At 66.6% G+C, this 16361-nt stretch carries 11 protein-coding genes and 4 pseudogenes; 6 read left to right on the forward strand and 9 right to left on the reverse strand.

The window, feature by feature from the left end; genetic code table 11:
* Positions 1-166: 166 nt before the first annotated feature.
* Genes ACIPWY_RS31510 through ACIPWY_RS31530 form a run of 5 tightly spaced genes read right to left on the reverse strand, consistent with a single transcriptional unit; the run spans position 167 to position 4181 of the window.
* The gene (locus ACIPWY_RS31510; protein WP_401536050.1) at positions 167-1429 is read right to left on the reverse strand and encodes a PP2C family protein-serine/threonine phosphatase; all 1263 of its coding nucleotides are present in this window, start codon (positions 1427-1429) and stop codon (positions 167-169) included.
* The gene (locus ACIPWY_RS31515) at positions 1426-2412 is read right to left on the reverse strand and encodes a SpoIIE family protein phosphatase (protein WP_393705189.1); all 987 of its coding nucleotides are present in this window, start codon (positions 2410-2412) and stop codon (positions 1426-1428) included. The genes ACIPWY_RS31510 and ACIPWY_RS31515 overlap by 4 nt, the downstream gene beginning before the upstream one ends.
* Positions 2413-2435: 23 nt before the next feature.
* The gene (locus ACIPWY_RS31520; protein ID WP_401536052.1) at positions 2436-2912 is read right to left on the reverse strand and encodes an ATP-binding protein; all 477 of its coding nucleotides are present in this window, start codon (positions 2910-2912) and stop codon (positions 2436-2438) included.
* Positions 2896-3258, reverse strand: a complete 363-nt coding sequence (locus tag ACIPWY_RS31525; RefSeq protein WP_393705185.1) for an STAS domain-containing protein — start codon at positions 3256-3258, stop codon at positions 2896-2898. The genes ACIPWY_RS31520 and ACIPWY_RS31525 overlap by 17 nt, the downstream gene beginning before the upstream one ends.
* A 47-nt stretch (positions 3259-3305) precedes the next feature.
* Positions 3306-4181, reverse strand: a complete 876-nt coding sequence (locus tag ACIPWY_RS31530) for an STAS domain-containing protein (RefSeq protein WP_362910652.1) — start codon at positions 4179-4181, stop codon at positions 3306-3308.
* Between the two features lie 299 nt (positions 4182-4480).
* Between ACIPWY_RS31530 and ACIPWY_RS31535 the strand changes: the two genes are divergently transcribed.
* A complete protein-coding gene (locus ACIPWY_RS31535) occupies positions 4481-4798 on the forward strand; it encodes a hypothetical protein (RefSeq protein ID WP_362910654.1) in 318 nt (105 codons plus the stop codon).
* A gap of 329 nt (positions 4799-5127) precedes the next feature.
* Here ACIPWY_RS31535 and ACIPWY_RS31540 read toward each other — a convergent pair whose 3' ends face one another.
* Both ACIPWY_RS31540 and ACIPWY_RS31545 read right to left on the reverse strand, forming a co-directional pair.
* Complete coding sequence (locus tag ACIPWY_RS31540) at positions 5128-5748, reverse strand: diacylglycerol/lipid kinase family protein (protein WP_401536146.1); 621 nt, start codon at positions 5746-5748, stop codon at positions 5128-5130.
* Positions 5749-5849: 101 nt separating this feature from the next.
* A pseudogene (locus ACIPWY_RS31545) lies at positions 5850-6533 on the reverse strand (phosphoesterase); the annotation flags it as partial.
* Between the two features lie 1541 nt (positions 6534-8074).
* On the opposite strand from ACIPWY_RS31545, the gene ACIPWY_RS31550 reads away from it, so the two are divergent.
* On the forward strand, positions 8075-11233 hold the full coding sequence (locus ACIPWY_RS31550; protein WP_401536055.1) for an RHS repeat-associated core domain-containing protein: 3159 nt from the start codon (positions 8075-8077) through the stop codon (positions 11231-11233).
* A gap of 215 nt (positions 11234-11448) precedes the next feature.
* Positions 11449-11640 carry a hypothetical protein gene (locus tag ACIPWY_RS31555; protein WP_401536057.1) on the forward strand — a complete coding sequence of 64 codons (192 nt, stop codon included), beginning with the start codon at positions 11449-11451 and terminating at the stop codon, positions 11638-11640.
* Positions 11641-12541: 901 nt separating this feature from the next.
* Here the strand turns inward: ACIPWY_RS31555 and ACIPWY_RS31560 are convergent.
* Positions 12542-13194: pseudogene (locus tag ACIPWY_RS31560) on the reverse strand (ISAzo13 family transposase); the annotation flags it as partial.
* 60 nt (positions 13195-13254) lie between these two features.
* Here ACIPWY_RS31560 and ACIPWY_RS31565 point away from each other — a divergent pair.
* Positions 13255-13986 carry a GAF domain-containing protein gene (locus ACIPWY_RS31565; protein WP_401536059.1) on the forward strand — a complete coding sequence of 244 codons (732 nt, stop codon included), beginning with the start codon at positions 13255-13257 and terminating at the stop codon, positions 13984-13986.
* 283 nt (positions 13987-14269) lie between these two features.
* Here the strand turns inward: ACIPWY_RS31565 and ACIPWY_RS31570 are convergent.
* Positions 14270-14465: pseudogene (locus ACIPWY_RS31570) on the reverse strand (sigma-70 family RNA polymerase sigma factor); the annotation flags it as partial.
* 582 nt (positions 14466-15047) lie between these two features.
* On the opposite strand from ACIPWY_RS31570, the gene ACIPWY_RS31575 reads away from it, so the two are divergent.
* Entirely contained in the window at positions 15048-15440 is a 393-nt protein-coding gene (locus ACIPWY_RS31575) for a DUF2267 domain-containing protein (RefSeq protein ID WP_362910659.1), read from the forward strand.
* A gap of 80 nt (positions 15441-15520) precedes the next feature.
* Positions 15521-16077, forward strand: a pseudogene (locus ACIPWY_RS31580) (VanZ family protein).
* Positions 16078-16361 lie beyond the last annotated feature (284 nt).

A 16361-nucleotide genomic window follows, 5' to 3' on the forward strand; every position in this document is an offset into this window, starting at 1 on the left:
TGGTTGGTCCGGGCTACGGCGGCTGCCGTGAGAGAAGAGCTTCATACGGAGAACCGGACGGGCATGTGAGGAACACGTCGCAATCGCAGAAGGCCGCGCTCAGCGGCGAGAAGCGGGCGGCAGGACTGGCACTGTGGAGTGACCCAGCGGACGCGGGGACCTCCGGTCACGGAGAAGCGCCGGTGCGGCGGATGACCAGGGCCAAAGTGTCGTCGGGGTGCAGCATGACGGTGTGCATCTGTGCTGCTAGGGCGCCGGGGAGTTCGGCGAGAGGGCTCCCGGCGAGAAGGCGGGCTGCTGCGACGAGACGGAGCTCGCCTTCCACGGGGTCCCTGCGGCTCTCGGTGAGGCCGTCGGTGTAGAGGATGAGGAGATCGTCGGCGTGTATCTCGGTGTGCAGGAGCTCTTCGCTGCCCGGGAGCGGGAAGCCGATGCCACGGCCGCGCAGTTGGAGGTATTCGGATGTGCCATCGGCCCGGAGCAGCAGCGCGGGCGGGTGGCTTCCGTTGGCGAGTTGTAGTTTGCCTGTGGCGGGGTCGATCCGTGCGAGCAGCACGGTGGCCATGAGGTCCGGGTCGAACGGCATGAGGATTTCGTGGGTGCGTTCCAGGATCGACTGCAGCGGGTGGCCTTCGAGGGCCAGGGTTCGTACGGCGTGGGTGACGTTGAGTGCGCTGCGGGTGCTGCGCACGCCATGGCCGAGAGCGTCGACGATGGTGATGTGCAAGGTGCCGTCGGGCAGGGCGAACCAGTCGTAGAGGTCGCCGCCGGTGGGGGCGTTCGTCTCTGCCGGGGCGTAGTGGACTGCGAGTTCCAGGCCGTCGATGTCCACCGGCTGGGGACGCAGCGCGTCTTCGAGGTCACGCAGCACCTGTCCGTGCGCCTTGCGGAGCTGTTCGTCGCGTTCTTCGAGCTGGACGTAGAGGGCGAGGACGCCGCCGTTGGTTTCGCCGAGTTCGTGCTTGAGTCGGCGGTGTTCGGCCGCGAGTGCGTCGGCCCGGGCGAGGGCGGCGCGCAGCTCTTCGTTGATGGCTTGGGACTCGGCCAGGGTCAGCTGGCCTGCGATGTCGTCGCTGTCAGAGCCGAAGCCCGGCGGTTGCGTGCTCTGCGTGCGGGGGAGGGGCACGCGCCAGGTGACGCAGTGCGGGCCGGTCGCCACGCCGGGCAGCGGCAGGTTCGCGATGTCGAGCGGCCGGCGTGCTCGTGGGGCCTTGAGGGCCACTGCCAAGACGGGTGAGTCGTCGTGCGAGCCGGCTTCCCGGGACGTGCTGAGCACCACGGGCCGACCTGCCCCAAGTTCGCCGGCGGCCGCGTCGGTAACGGACAGCACCAGGCGCGCCCGGACTTCCAGAGGCAGCCGGTTGTCGTTGGACACCTGGCGTGTGGCTTCGCGTAGTTGAGGAAGAGCGTAGAAGAAGTTCGTGGTCATGAGTGCCTTTGGCAGGGCCTGGCGGCGAGCACGGCGGCGTCGTCCCGGGTGGAGCGGTGGTTGTGGGCGACCGCGACGGCGAGCAGCGAAGGGGGCAGTCGCAACAAGAAGCGCGAGGGCGCATGCGTCCATCTGCTGTCGATGCCGTCGCTGTGGAGTACGGCTGTCGTTCCCGCGCGCAGGGGGAAGTAGTGGCTTTGCGGCGTGGGGAGGTTCCAGCCGACGACGCCGGGTTGTCCGGTCAGCCGTTGGTGGACCTGGTGGGGGGAGATGGCCGCCACGCGTATGTTGCCGACGCCGCAGTACTCGGCTCGCTCCGCCTCGAGGCGCAGAATGCCCACGGCCGCGCCGCGGGTTCGGCGCAATGAGCGGTGGATGGCTGTGAGCAGGTGTGGGAGTGGGCGGTCTGCGATGGCGTGGAACGACCGCAGGGCTGTCTGCGCGGCTTCTTCGGCGTGCGGGCCGTGGCCCAGTCCGTCGATGACGATCGCTGTGCGCGCGCCGTCGGTGTCGATGACGGCGCAGGCGTCGCCGCAATGCTGCTCTCGGTCTGCGGGGACGCAGATCAGGCCGACCGGTTGCCGCGCTGCCGGTGTCTGCTCCGGCAGGGCGAGCCGTGCGCAGGCGAGGGTGCCCGCTTCGCTGTCGGTCCGGATGGTGAGGTCGGTTGCTATGCGTGTCACGGCGCCCAGGCCGGCGCCCATGGTTCCTGTCGTGGTGTAGCCGTCGGTGAGGCATCGCTGGAGTTCGGGCATACCCGGGCCCCGGTCGGCCGCCAGGATTTCCAGGCCTCCGCCGAGCGGCAGCGGCTGGATGTACAGCGTGCCGTCGCGTGCGTGTTTGTCGAGGTTGCTGGCCAGTTCCGAGGCGATCACCGCTGCTTGGTCCGGCATGGCACCGGGCAAGCGGCACTGCTCGGCGAGCGAGCGAGCGGTTGAGGCGGCGAGGTGAACGGCGCTGTAGTGGTCGATCGCCACGCGCATGGTTCCCGGCGCCGGTTGAGGTGTCACTGGCGTGCCCAGCGCGTGGCGATCACCGTGGTGCCGTGACCAGGAATGGAATGCACTTCGAAGTTGTCCATGAGGCGGCGTGCGCCGCCCAGGCCATGGCCGAGACCGGTGCCTGTGGTGAAGCCGTCGGTGAGGGCGGCGTCCAGGTCCGGGATGCCGGGTCCGTCATCCCGGACAGTCAAGCGCACTCCGCGCATGTCGCCCTGGCGCAGGTACTCGATGGACAGGGAGCCGCCGCCCCCGTGGATGTAAGCGTTGCGGGCCAGTTCACTGGCCGCGGTGACCACGCGCGTCTGGTCGACGATGCCGAAACCGATCTTCAGCGTCGCTGCCCGCACCGCATGCCGGACCGTCAGCAAGTCCTCCTCGGTACGCAGCCCGGTCTGAGCGGTCGGCTCGATCGCGGCGGAGGGTGCTGGGCGTCTGGCCCCGGGGCTTTCTGCCGCACCGGGCTTGTCAGCGAGTTGCGTCACGTCGCGCCCCTTCCGGGGGCTGAGGACTGTGACGCCATCCGAGTGCCGACATGCCGCGCTCCGCATCCAGCGCGGTTTCCACACCGGCCAGTTCGACGCCCAGCTCGACCAGCGTGATGGCCACCGGAGGCCGCATGCCGGCCACGATCACCCGCGCTCCCAACAGCCGGGCCATGGTTGTCAGTTCCATCAGCATGCGGGCCACGAAGGAGTCGATGATCTCGAGGCGCGAGATGTCAATGAGTACCCCTCGGATGCTCTCTGCCGAGATGCGATCGGTGAGCTCGTCGGTGAAGGCAGCGGCAGCCTTGTCGTCGAGTTCGTTGAGCAGCCCAGTGACCAGCACATCGCCGAGCCGCAGTATGGGGACACTCGCCGTCGGCCGACCCGCGATCAACGTGCTGTCCCAGGGGACTCGGGAGCAGCGTTGCCCGTGAGCTTGACGGCTTCGGACAGGGCATCGGCGAGGGTGGCACGCGTAAGGATCTTCGAAAGGTCGATACCGAGTTGGGCGATGGTCTGCGCGATCGGTGGACGGATGCCGCTGATGACACAGTCCGCGCCCATCAGACGCACCGCGTTCACGGTCTGCATCAGGTGCTGCGCGACCGCCGTATCCACTGTCGGCACCCCGGTGATATCGATGATCGCAACCAGCGCCTCGTGATCCTGGATCGCCTGAAGCAGGTTTTCCATGACCACCTGCGTGCGGGCGGTGTCGAGCGTACCGATCAGCGGGACGGCGAGCACCTGCCGCCACAGCCGCACAACGGGCGTCGACAGTTCGAGCAGCTGCCGACTCTGCCTGCGGATGATCTCCTCCCGGCCTTCGACGTACGTGTCGAAAGACAGCGCACCCGCCGCATCCAGCAGCCGGTTGATCAGCAGCGCGGCAGCAAACAGATCCTCGTCCTGATGAGAGCTCTGCTGCACAGCCTCGAGCACCGCCTCCTTGAGGGAGAGGACGGCGAGGGAGGCAGCAGTGGGTGTCGTGCCCGCCTGAGCCCGGCGCAGCGAAAAGTCGCTGACCGCCCGTCGGAGTTCCTCGTGGGAATTCACGATCCGGTCCACCGGGAGCGCACTGTCCATCCCGCCGACGAGCGCGGCAACCAGGGCATCCGCTTCCTCCCGCAGCTCGCGCTCGGCGATGCCCGAGCCAAGCCCGGGCTGGCTCTGCTGGAGCTGCACCCAGCGATCAGCAACCTCGTCGGCACGCCCGTGCAGCGCCGTCGTCACATGCTGCCGAACGACGGCCTCACTGCTACTCACCCGAAAACCCTTCGACGGAGCGGTCCATGAGCGGCACGCGCCGCTCGGTGGACTGCCTATGCTGGATATCAGGCCACAGCCGCCATGCAACTGTTTCCATGAGGCAAATATAAGCATGCTGCCCCCGCAGGGGGAAGTCCTGGCAGCGCGGCTCGAACCCCAATGAACAGGACAACAACCACGACGGCGGCAGCCAGAGCACGTCAGCTTCTGGGGTGACGGCTTCCCGGTATCTGACGCCGAGCTAGTGTCCGGACATGAGCCAAGTGGATCCCCTGCTGAAGAGGTTGACTGACCGAGTGCAGAGGGAGGGCCTCGCCCTTCCGATCACGCTCATCGTGTACGGCACCACCGTCACCGGCGAGGTGGTGCCGCATGACGTCTGGGCCGAGCACATCGCCGAGCAGCTCGCCGATTCGGAGAGCCATGCGAGCGCCTTCTCCGCCGACTTCGCCTGGGAGAAGGAGCAGCCCGAGCGAGACGCCGACTATCTCCATCTGAACAGAGGCAAGGTCGTCAATGGAGCGGCCGCCTTCCCCGAGCACGGCGGGCTGTTCCGCATCGGACTCGGCGAAGTGAACGGCTGGTTCCTGGGCGAGATTCAGGTCAACGGATAGGAACGACCTGGTGTGCGCATCGGGCCCAGTGGGTCAGAGGAAGCGTCGTATCGCCAGGACGGAAGCCTCCTTGGCGCGCTGACGCGGTGAGCGTCGGCGCGATGTATCGCTTCCTTCGCCGGGGCATCCGGCAGGAACATGGCTGCGGGAGCGGCAACGGCCGCGGAAGCGGGAACTCCGACAAGAGCTCGCTGGACGTCACGGGGCCAACGCCCGCTGGCGCAAACTCTGACGGACGCGAAACGCGGCACACCCGGGTACGCGACGGCAGCTGTGGTGGCGGAAACTTCCCGTCGCCACAGCCGCCTTCCTTCGTCTGATGCCTGGTGTCAGCGCAGCCACTGGTCCTGGTCGGCGGGGCGGTACAGGGTGACCGCCTTGGGGATCTTGTCGAGGACCAGGCGCCGGTAGGTGGCGTGCGTGACTTCGCCGTCGTAGGCGAAGTGCGGTTCGCCCCGCAGGACTTCCAGGTCCAGCCGGCGCACCTGGGCCGTCGTCAGCACCCGGGAGCTGTGCAGGGTCCCGGTCAGGACGGCGAGGAGCAGCCGTGTCCGGGCCAGCGGGGTACCGGCCTCCACGGCACGGACGTCGAGCAGCCCGTCGTCGAGCTGGGTGCGGTAGGTCGGGGCGAAACCGGCAGGGTGGGAGATCCCGTTGCCCGCGAAGAGCAGCCAGATGCTGCGGGGGCGGCCGTTGATGACCACGGAGATAGGGCTGCCGGTGGTCAGGACCTTGGCCAGGCCCACGGCCAACGCGGGCCACTTACCGATGCGCTTCTCCAGACGCTCCCTGGCGTGGACGAGTTCCGAATACACCCCGATGCTGAACGTGTTGAGGAAGAGCTGCTGTTCACCGCCGCTCGGCGAAACGCCGGCCGAGCCGTCGGGTGAACCGTCCGGCGCACCACCGTCGGGGCGGCCGCGACGCTCGGGTGACGATGCCCGGCCCACGTCGGCGTGACCGCGTCGCCCACCCGGGGCGCGCGGGCCACGTCCTCCAGAGTCTGGTTCCCGAGGTCTACGGCGAAATGGTTGAACGTACCGCCGGGGAAGGCAGCGAGGGGCACATGATGGCGGGCGGCCGTCGTACTGCCCGCGTTGACAGTGCCGTCGCTGCCGCACACTCCCAAGGCACCACCGCCCGCTCCGGCGCGCAGCGCTGCCTCGTCGAGCAGGGCCACGAGCTCGTCACCTGGCTCGAAGACGGTGATCGCGGCCTCGGGAAGCAGATTGCGCAGGGTCTCGGCAGTGTCCTGGCTCCAGGAGATGCCCGACGACGGATTGACCACCAGATGCAGACCCTTGCCGGCCACGAGCGCCGGAGCCGGCCTGCGGGGAGGAGCTGCGGCGGCCGCGGCCTCCGGCTTCACCGGCCACCAGCGGCAGGTGAGCAGTGCGGCACCCACGCCCACGATCACCCCGGCTGCCGTGCGGCCCCGGTGGCCGAGGCCCTCACGGCCCCGTACGTAGGCCTGTCCTGCGGCGAACGGCAGCACGGCGAGGCCGTAGCAGGGTGATTCCAGGGCAACACCGGAGGCGAAGGCGGCGGCCGATGCTATTGGGCTGGAGGGCAGGGAAGCGCTGCTCGGGCGGGGAACGATCCTGGGGAGCGCGTCCAAGACGGGACGGGCGCTACGAGTCGGCGGTTTGGCCAGTGTGCGATCGATCGCCGCGGCGATGGCCACGGAGCCGATGCCCCGCAGCGCGGCCCTGCGGGCACTCCTGCCGCCCGACATCCCGAGCACGGCGGCGGCACCCAGCCGCACGGTATTGTGCCCGGCAACCCTGCGCAGCAGGCGTGTCAAGGAGTCCCGCGCACGGGACGCTTCATCGTCAGGGACGCGGCCAACCGGTTGCCCGCTCCCGGTATCTTCCACAGCCGTCCAGATCGCTTCATGCGCTTGCTACACCTCTGCACATAGAATTCGCTGCGCACGACCGGGCCCGAACGCAGCGCCGCCTATCCCTACCGGCGCCTGACGCCTCCGTCCGCAGAGGTGGTTCAGCTTGGCCGTCGGCAGCGGCGAGGGCACCACCGGCAACAGCGGCCACAGAGCGGGGAGGACCGGAGATCGGCTCTCTGCAAGCCGACGGCCCCTCCCTGAACTGCAACGCACTGATCGATGCACTCAAAATGGCCGGGGAGCTCACCGACAAGACTGGCTAGGCCACCGTCTTCGCAACCGAGGCGAAGATGATGCATCGTGCGCGCGCAATGGGTCTGGCAACGGTGGAATCGTCGCCTTCCGCGGAACAGGTGGAGGCCTCGGTCATGGCGGCTCAAGCAGGCAGTGCCACCACAGCAGCGAGCAGCCGGCGGTTCAGGCTGCCCGATTGTGGGTCGTGCGGGTCCCTGTGTTCTGAGGGTCGTTGTGCTCATCACTGCCATCACTGCCATCACTGCCATCACTGCCGTCGCCGCCAACGTCTCGGCGGCGGAACTTCTGTGCGGTTCGCAGGCCGGCCCAGGTGAGCAGGGAGGCACCGGTGGTAGCCCAGGCGCCGATCCACAGATATGGCCACCACGGGGCCGTGGGATGGATGAGGGCTTCGGTTGCTGTGAGCGCCATCGCGATCGCATGCGACCAGCACAGCAGATGTCCGGCCCACCGGACCGCCCGGTTCAGTCGTGCGAAACCGCCGGGTCTTACAGGCATGGCGCGGGCAGTCATTGTCCCCCCGGAAGAGCTGTGTGAGCGGTGCGTCCCATAGTCGACACCGTGTCTGAGTGATGGTCCGTCAGCAGGCCCTGGAGCAGCGGCACCGGATTCATCTGTATGCATATGGCGCTGCTCTGGCGTCACGTGCTGGCCATCTCGTGTCGAACCTTGACCGCAACGGCGCAGAACGGCGAGGAGGGGAACGCTGCGACCGTCGGTTTTCGGTCGGCTTGTGTCGCCCCTGTTAACCATTGCCCTAGGGGAACTGTCGCCATGTAGGAATAATTGCGGGATGAAACGGACATGCAAATCGGCCTGTTCTGACGGGTCATGAGCAGGCAACGGGAAGTGGCAGGAGCATTTGTGAACCGTGCTGTGACAGCGTGTGATGCTCCAGTGACCGCATCGGTCTCTGGGTCTCTTGTTCCTGGGGGGGATCCATGATTTTGCGTGCTTCCGGCACGCCGTTTCGGCGTGCCCGTATACGTGCCAGATCAGCTCTGACCGCAGCTCTGGTGTCCGCAGCGCTGGGCGCCTCCGCGCTCCCGGCACCGGCCGCGCCGGTAGCCGATCCGGGGCCGCTGTCGGCCTGGGGAAAGGGCAGTCCACGCTTCACGATGCCGCAAGTGAAAGTCGGCTCGACGAAGCCGGTGCCCTCCCGGACGGAGAAGCGCCGGTCCGCTGACATCGCGGCATGGCGCAAAGAGCAGAGGCAGCGCGCCGCCCGCCCGGCGCCCAAGCCTGCCGGCGGGGCGCGCATCGCCGGCGACGCGCAGATAACGACGTATGTGCCGGAAGGCCAGGGGTCGGTGCCGTGGCATCAGATCTCCGACTTCCGCATCACCGACTCCCTGGTGGCCCGGGTCAACCACTCCAACGGCAACCTGATGCTCGCCGCGACCGACTTCGAGGTAGCGGGGGCCGGCAAGTCCCTGCGCCTGGCACGGACGTACAACTCCCTGGAAGTCCCCTGGGGCAAGGTCACGCAGCGCTGGTGGCAGGAGTACGAGCGCTACGCGCAGATCTTCACCTCCGAGCTCGTGATCTACGACGCGAGCGGCGCGGCCGTCCGCTTCACCCAGAACAGCGACGGCACCTTCGCCACGCCCAAGGGGTACTCCCAGGACCTCAAGAAGAACGCGGACGGCACCTACACGCTCACCGACCGCAAGTCCGGTTCCAAGGACACCTACAACGCCAGCGGCACCCTGACGAAGGTCACCGACCGCAACAACAGCGCGGTCGCCGTCACCCAGCACGACGAAAGCGGGGAGAACAAGGGCCTCAAGCTTACCGAGACCCGCTCCGGGCGCTGGATCGATCTGGTCAAGACGGACGCGTCGCAGTGGCAGGCCAAGGACCACACCGGCCGCACGACGGTCTTCGACCTCAACCCGTCCGGCGACCTTGCCAAGGCCACGGACACCGAGGGCAAAGCAACCCTCTTCGGCTATGACGCCTCCCGCCGTCTGACGAAGATCACCACCCCCGAAGGACGCGTCACGGTCTTCACCTACGACGACCAGAACCGCGTCACCTCCATGCTGCGCGGCACCGGATTCAACAGCGACGGGCACACCGGTCCCACCTGGACCTACGGCTACTCGGCCTCCACACCGTCCGCGGCGGGCACGACGACGGTCACCGACCCGGAACTGCACGCCACGAAGTACCAGCATGACGGGGACGGGCAGGTCACGAAAGTCACCGACGCCCTCGGCCACGAGCGATCGAAGACGTTCGACACGAACCGCAACGTCGAGACCGCCTCCGATGCCATGGGCGTCGGCGGGTCAGGCGCGAACGTCATGAAGTACGGGTGGGACAGCCGCAACAACCCGACCTCACAGACACTCCCGACCGGCGCCTCAGCCTCGGTGACGGGCTATCAGACGATCTCCGGGGCCGATCTGCCGGGCACGATGGAGACGGCTGACGGCGAGAAGACCGACTACACCTACGACACGGCGGGCAACACAAAATCCGTCGCCGTGGAAGGCGCGGGCGGAGGCAACCAGACCTTCGAATACAACCCAGCCACCCCCACCTGTGGCGGGTTCGAAGGTCAGCGGTGCAAGGCCACGACAAAAATGACATCGGCGAAGTCGGTGTCCACCGCGTTCACCTACGACGCGAAGGGCAACCTGTCCAAGGTCACCCCGCCATCCCCGCTCGGTACCACGACCTACACCTACGACGACCTCGGCCGTGCCCTGACGGCCAAGGACCCCCGCGGCGTCACCACCCTGTACACCTACGACAACCGCGACCGCGTCATCAAGGTCGACACCTCCGGCTACGCCACGGTCACGTACACCTACGACGGTGACGGGAACCTCAAGCAGCGCTCCGACGGCACCGGTGTCATCAAGTACGACTTCGACCCGCTCTCCCGGGAAACCGTCCGCACACTGCAGGACGGCTCCCAGACCCTCCTGACGTACACCCCAGCGGGCAACGTCGACACGTACCAGGACCCGGCCGGCACCACGGACTACACCTGGAACGAGGTCAACAAACTCAAGGAGCTCAAGGACCCCAAGGGCAACACCACGTCGTACGAGTACGACAAGAACGACGTCCGCACCAAGACCACATATCCCGGAAGCACCGTCCAGACGGTCACTCCGGACCAGTCAGGCCGCCCGGAGAAGATCAAGGCCACATCACCCAAGGGCACCCTGGTCGACCTCGCCTACTCCTACGCCAACGCAGGCAAGGACGGAACTAAGATCCGCACCAGCGCGGACGCGGTCACCGGATACAACACGTCCTACAGCTACGACAGCGCCGGCCATTTCTCGTACGCCAAGGAAGGGAAGGGCACCACCCTGCGGAGCTCGTGGCAATACTGCTACGACCTCGCGGGAAACCTAACCTCCCAGGGCGTAGACCCCGGTTGCCCTCGCGGCACCACCTACACGATCAACGACGCCCAGCAGATGACCGCGAAGGACGGCTCGACGGCGAACTGGTCCTACGACAAGATCGGCAACGAGACCGCTGCAGCCTCCACCCCCGAGGGCACCCGCACGGGCGAGAAGTGGTCGGACTACTCCCAGTTGACCTCCCTCACCGTCGCTGGGAAAACGTACGCGGGCCAGTACGGCTCCACGGATCAGTCCGAGCGGATCAAGCTCGGTGACACCTTCTTCCACAACGGGCCGATCGGCCTGGCCGGCACCTCAACTGGTGGAGTGGACACGGGGTTCAACCGAGAACCCGGGGGCACGCTGAATTCCATGACCCGTGGGGGGAAGAACTACTACTACCTGACCGACGCGCTCGGCAGCGTCGTCGCCATGACCGACGAGACCGGCACGAAGGTCAACAACTATGGCTATAGCCCCCGCGGCGTTCAGCGCACCACCGGGAGCGAAACGGTGCCACAGCCCTACCGGTTCGCCGGCGGCTACCAGGACCCCACCGGCCTCTACCACTATGAGGCCCGCTACTACGACCCCAACATCGGGCGCTTCACCACTCCCGACCCCTCCGGCCAGGAACAGAACCCCTACCTCTACGCCGCAGGCGACCCGGTCAACCGCATCGACCCCACCGGACTTTTCAGCTTCTCCGACGTTCTCGACGTAGGCGGCCGCATCGTCGGAGATGTTGCTGGCTGCATTGCCGGGATTGGAGCAGCATCAGAAAGCGGCATCGTCTTGGCCGCCAGCACACTCGGGCCTGCGGGAACCGTAGGGGCCGGCCTCTTCGCCTGTGGGGTCGGTGTGGTAGCCGCTGAGGCAAATGCCGATGTTCTGAGCTACGGATGAGGGAACGTGCGTGCGTTATGCGCCGGTGTTTCATGTCGTCACCCTTGCTCAGAGCCTAACGGGGTGAGCGTGGCCAGTTAGACCTCAACTGCAGCGGAATTGAACTCTGTGACCGCGCTCCGGTGGCGAGTCTTCACGGGCTCGCCACCATTGGCTGATTGCGCGGGCTAGGTGTCATTTAGTTAGAAGTTTCTGTCAATGTAGAGAGGAATCCGATGGATAAGAACTCCAAGCGTAAATTGGTAGCATTTATTGTCTTGGGTATGATTTGTGGGGTGCTTGCCGCAATTTTTGGTCTTAGTGGTGAGAATTATGTAATGCTCTCGGCGGGCATCGTGGTGATTGCCTCCGGGGTACTTTTGACTGCTCTCATGATCCGTGGCCCTAAATCAAAGAAGAGTACCTGACGGCATCAATTAGTCGCAGACATTCCGCTTTGATTCCTGATGATTCGAAGCCAAAGATGCGGGTTCAGGTCCTGAAGCTGTCGGAGGCAGCCACCGAGCAAATGGAGCCGAAGAGGCAGAGGTCAGTGGACTTACCGGGTGGGGAGCGCAGTGAGGGCAGAGAAATCAAGACCACGGCTACTGCCGCCAGGAACGGTACAGGTCGTGCGCTGGGCGCCATGGCTTCTTTGGCCAATGCTCATCGTCGCACTCCCCCTTCTGGCTTGGCGAGTGATCGACGGTGACAGCATCGGCAATATCACGTGGACGGTCCTACAGGTGCTGATCTTCGTGTATGCCCTGATCAGAGTCCGGCGCGTATGGCACCGCCACCAAGAAGCGGTGAGGAATTAGCTTCTATTCGTCAGCGGGGTCGATCGGTGATCGACCAGATGGCTCGTCCGTAGTGACCTCGTGCTCTTCGGGGTGCGTCACGCTGTTGGTGTGCCGGGCCTGGAGGTTTCAGCTGCGAACCACCTCGGGAGTGGGGCGTAGTACAGCCGCACTCCCCGATTGGGGGCCCTCGTGTTCGCTGCCGTGGGGCTCTGTTGTCGAGTAGCCACGTTTGGCATAGGTATCCGAGTGGGCCCTATCGGAGACGGTACCCAGGGTTTTGCATCATCTGGTGGAAGGTGACGCGAAAGGCATTGTGGGGTGATGTAGCTGGAATTGCTGCTGGGTGGCAGTTGGATTCGAGCATGAAGCCACGCTGGGCCTTGCTGCGGATCCGACCTTCGACGCTTCGGAAGTAGGCGGACAGGCGATCTACTAGACCCCGGCTTGGGGAGCCAGCACCGGGAGTCTCGAATCTGAATTGGCGGATAGGTTGGCGGCAGGAGGGCAGCGCTACAGCCGCCCACAAGTCATGCATGTTCACTGGCACCGGATCACCGACCGGGCGCCACTGGCGGCCGTCGTTCTTGAACTCGCCGACGAGCTCGTTCTTCTTGGTGTCCACGCTGACGACCGGCTGACCGGCGTCCCGGTGATCGCGGGCTTGCTCGTTGAGGTAACGGAACTGCGCGTCCCGGTCCACGTGTGGCTGCCCTCGAGCGTCTTGGCGTTGGCCTGCAGGCTGAAGCCCTCCTCCCGCAGTAGATCTGCCACGGTGTCGGCACTGACCTGGTGCCCGGCCCGGGTCAGTTCCCTCGCGAGTGCGCGGGTCGACTTCGCCGTCCATCGCAGCGGCGACATGGAATCGCCCCGCATATCCGGCTCGACCAGCGGCAGCAAAGCCGGCCGCAGCTCCGGATCGAGCTCCGCAACCCGTTTGCGGCCTCCTCCCGGACGCCTCACCCGGCCCAAGGGCCCCTCGCCGGCCTCCAGCTCGAACACGCCCTTGCGGACCGTCGTCTCGCTCACCGCGGCCGCCAGCGCGACGGCCCGAACGCCGCCATGGCCCAGGACACGGGCCTCGGCAGCCATCAACAGCCGACGCTGCCGCTCGCCCAGGTGCGGCAACAACACCGCGAATTTCACCACGAGTTGGTGACGAGTCTCGTCCGGGATGCGCATACCACACCAACGAGCTTCAGGACGGGAAGCAACACCTTGATCCCCTGCAAACCCTTAGGAATGTGGCGTGCGCTCGCGGCGGCAGTGGGACGGCGTGCCCTGCCGAACCGGCTCTGCCACGCCTTTATGCAGGCACTCGGCGCGCAGCGGGCGGCCCTGTCCTTCCTGCCCAGACTCGAGGACTGGCAGCTGCTGCATGCCACCGACGAGCGGGCCCTGCAGGCTGAGGCCGCACAGTTCACCTGCGCCAATGGCCCCTCGCTCAGCGCCGCACTCGAAGTGCGGCCTGTCTTGGAGCACGGGCTACGCGAAGATCGCTGCCGCAGCACCCCGCGCCTGTCCGAGGAACTCCCCGACACCCAGCAGGTGCTGGCACTCCCGCTGCACTCTCGGCACAGGCCGATCGGTGTGATCTGCCTCTATTACACGCAGCGCACCCAACTGACCGACATTCTCGTGACCCACGCTCAACGGGCCGCGAATCTCGCCTTGGAGGAACTGCTGCGCTGGCGGCCCGTACACCCAAGCCCCGCCTGCCCGCGGCCGGTGTGGACCACCGACACGCGTGCGGCACGCTGGGAGCGTATCCACCAGGCAGCGGAGTTGGTCGCGGCGCGCGAAGACAGTGCCGCAGTCAATGGCCTGGCACGGCTCCAGGAAGTCAGTACGCGTGAGGGGCTATCGCTGCTCGACGTAGCAGACGCCTTCCTGCAGCCGGCAGTGGCGCATCAGGAATCGCTCAACGCGGAGGGCCCCCGTCCCCTGCAGGCACTGGTCTCAGAGTCGGCGTGAATGCCGGGCAGGAATGGAGTGCTGGGAAGGGCAGGGGCATCCCCATCCCCGAGGTCCCATCCGCTTGAAGGACCGCCAGGCCCCTACACAGACGCTGCGAGCGAGAAGAGGACGTCAGGGGTTCGGATGAACGTCGGCCGCTGGTGCGATCTTGCGGCCAAGAGACCTCGCCCTCTTGCAACCGCCGTCCCAGCGGCAGTACTTACAGGCAGGCTCACGCCGTTGGCTGCGAGATGAGCGAAGGGAGCCTCCATCCCGCAGCCAACGGCCTGACGCGCTGTCACTACCTCGGAGCTGGCAGTCTGCTGCGCAGTCGGGTCAGCGCCCGGGCCAGAAGGCGGGAGACGTGCATCTGAGAGAGGCCGCGTTCGGCCCCGATCTCCGCCTGGGTCAGATCGTGGATAAACCGAAGCGCCAGGATCGTCCGGTCGCGTTCCGGCAACCCCCTCGATCAACGGCTTGAGCGCGACGAGGTTCTCGGGTCATATTGAGTTCGACCAGCGTGTTACGCACATAGGCGTATTCGGCGGTGCCTTCCTCCAGAGCGTCCAGCCGAGCGAGCAGCGCTTGGGACAAACAAGGGCCGTCAGCCGACGCAACGCCGATGCTGGCCCCGGGACGGGGCAGGGCCGACGGCGCGACCGGCCCCGGGGGCGAGAGTGCGGCCGTCGGTATGTCGTTTCAGGGACAGGCTGCGTGCATCGTCTCTCCCGGACTCGTCATCACGTACTCCGCTTCGCTTGAGGATCTGCGGCAGGGTAGCTAACTCAATGTGACGGCCTGTTACCCGTGGAGACATTCCCTGCACCTTCGGCCACCGTGGCTCAGGCGCAGGGGTTCACCGCGGCAGCACAGCTCGCATGCCGGGCGGATCGCATTTCATCGCAGGTCGCACCCCCTCCCTTCTCGGCGGTACCTGTCGCTCGGGGCGCGGCCATGTGGCCCACAGCTGAGGCAGGGCAGGATTATGGCCCCCTTTGCTGGGTATCTGGACGGTCACCCTGCGTGGCAGCCCAGCCTGGGAGTTCACGCAGTGGAGGGACTTAAGAGGAGGAGCGGTTATGGACGCGACCGTTGAAGTGCTGCTTGACCAGGTTCAGGACCGCGGGGGCTACGCAGCACGGCAGCAGGCGGCCGGCGTGGTGCAGAGCGTCTTGGAGGTGCTGGGGGCACATCTGGTGGGCGACGACCGCACAGACCTCGCCCGCCTACTGCCCTTGTCATGCGGCCCGCTGATCACAGACGTCCCACCTGCCAGCGAACCTCTGACGCCGTCGGGTTTCGTCAAGGCGGTCGCCGCACGCGACGACCTCGAGGTGGGGCAGGCTCGCCGCGCCGTCACCGCAGTGTTGGCCACCGTCGCGGACGTGGCCGACGACGCGCTGCTACGCCGCATCCTCACCCAGCTTCCGCCGGGACACGCCGGACTGTTCGGCCGCACGGACCCCGTGTAAGCCACCGGCGGCGCCATAGGCGCCCCGCCACGAGTGCGATGGAACCTGAACGCGGACCTAATCCCTGACTGGGGCCCCTTATGGCACGGACCGTTCTGCACGACAAGCCCGCGAAGGAATCAGAAAGACGCGTTCCCGGCAAGGCGCCCCTATCCAGGAAGGGGCGTGCGCTGGCGATGCTTACGGCGTTCGCGGGGACAGTGGTCTTCGCGGTACTGCTGGCCCGCCTGACGCTGGAACCCTCCGCCGCCTCTGTACCCTTGACGCACACGAACCTGCGCACGGGGGATTCCATCGTAGCTATCTCATGCAGCCCGCATTCCGTGACACGGTGAAGCAGCTCGGCGGCAACATCGTTCTCGGCCTGCCCTTCGGCATGCTGCTGCCCGTGCTCGCGCCCCGCGCCCGCGGGCTTGTTCGTGTGGTGGCGATCGCCGCGCTCGTGATGATGCTGGGCGAATTGGCCCAGGGTGCTCTCATCACCGGCCGAGCCTTCGATATCGATGACGTCCTGCTCACCACAACGGTCGCCTTGCTGGCGTACCTGCTGCTCGGCCGGCGACTGGGCCGCGCCGTGCACCCCCGGCGCGCCCACTGGTGGCATCGCGTTACCAAGCCGGCCGCGGAGGACGGCTAGGTCGCGGCTAGGTCGGCTCCTTGACGGAAGGTAGGGAGACACCAAGGCAAGCAGCCGGACCGGGCGATAATTCCGTTGGCCACCCCGTACCAAGGAACGAGTCGAGCGCGCCCCTCATTTGGGTGCTCAGTGCTCCGCTTGACGGTGTCGTGCTGCTTGTGTGCCGGCCTGCTGGATCTGCGGCATCGTAAATTCCAGCAGGCCACGCGTGCCCCTGTGCACGGGGCGCGGCTGGTGCGTAACCGTCGCTGGCTGACCAGGTTCGTGGACCATGTTGCGAGAGG

This window comes from Streptomyces sp. NPDC090032, assembly GCF_044748025.1.
Classification (GTDB): domain Bacteria; phylum Actinomycetota; class Actinomycetes; order Streptomycetales; family Streptomycetaceae; genus Streptomyces.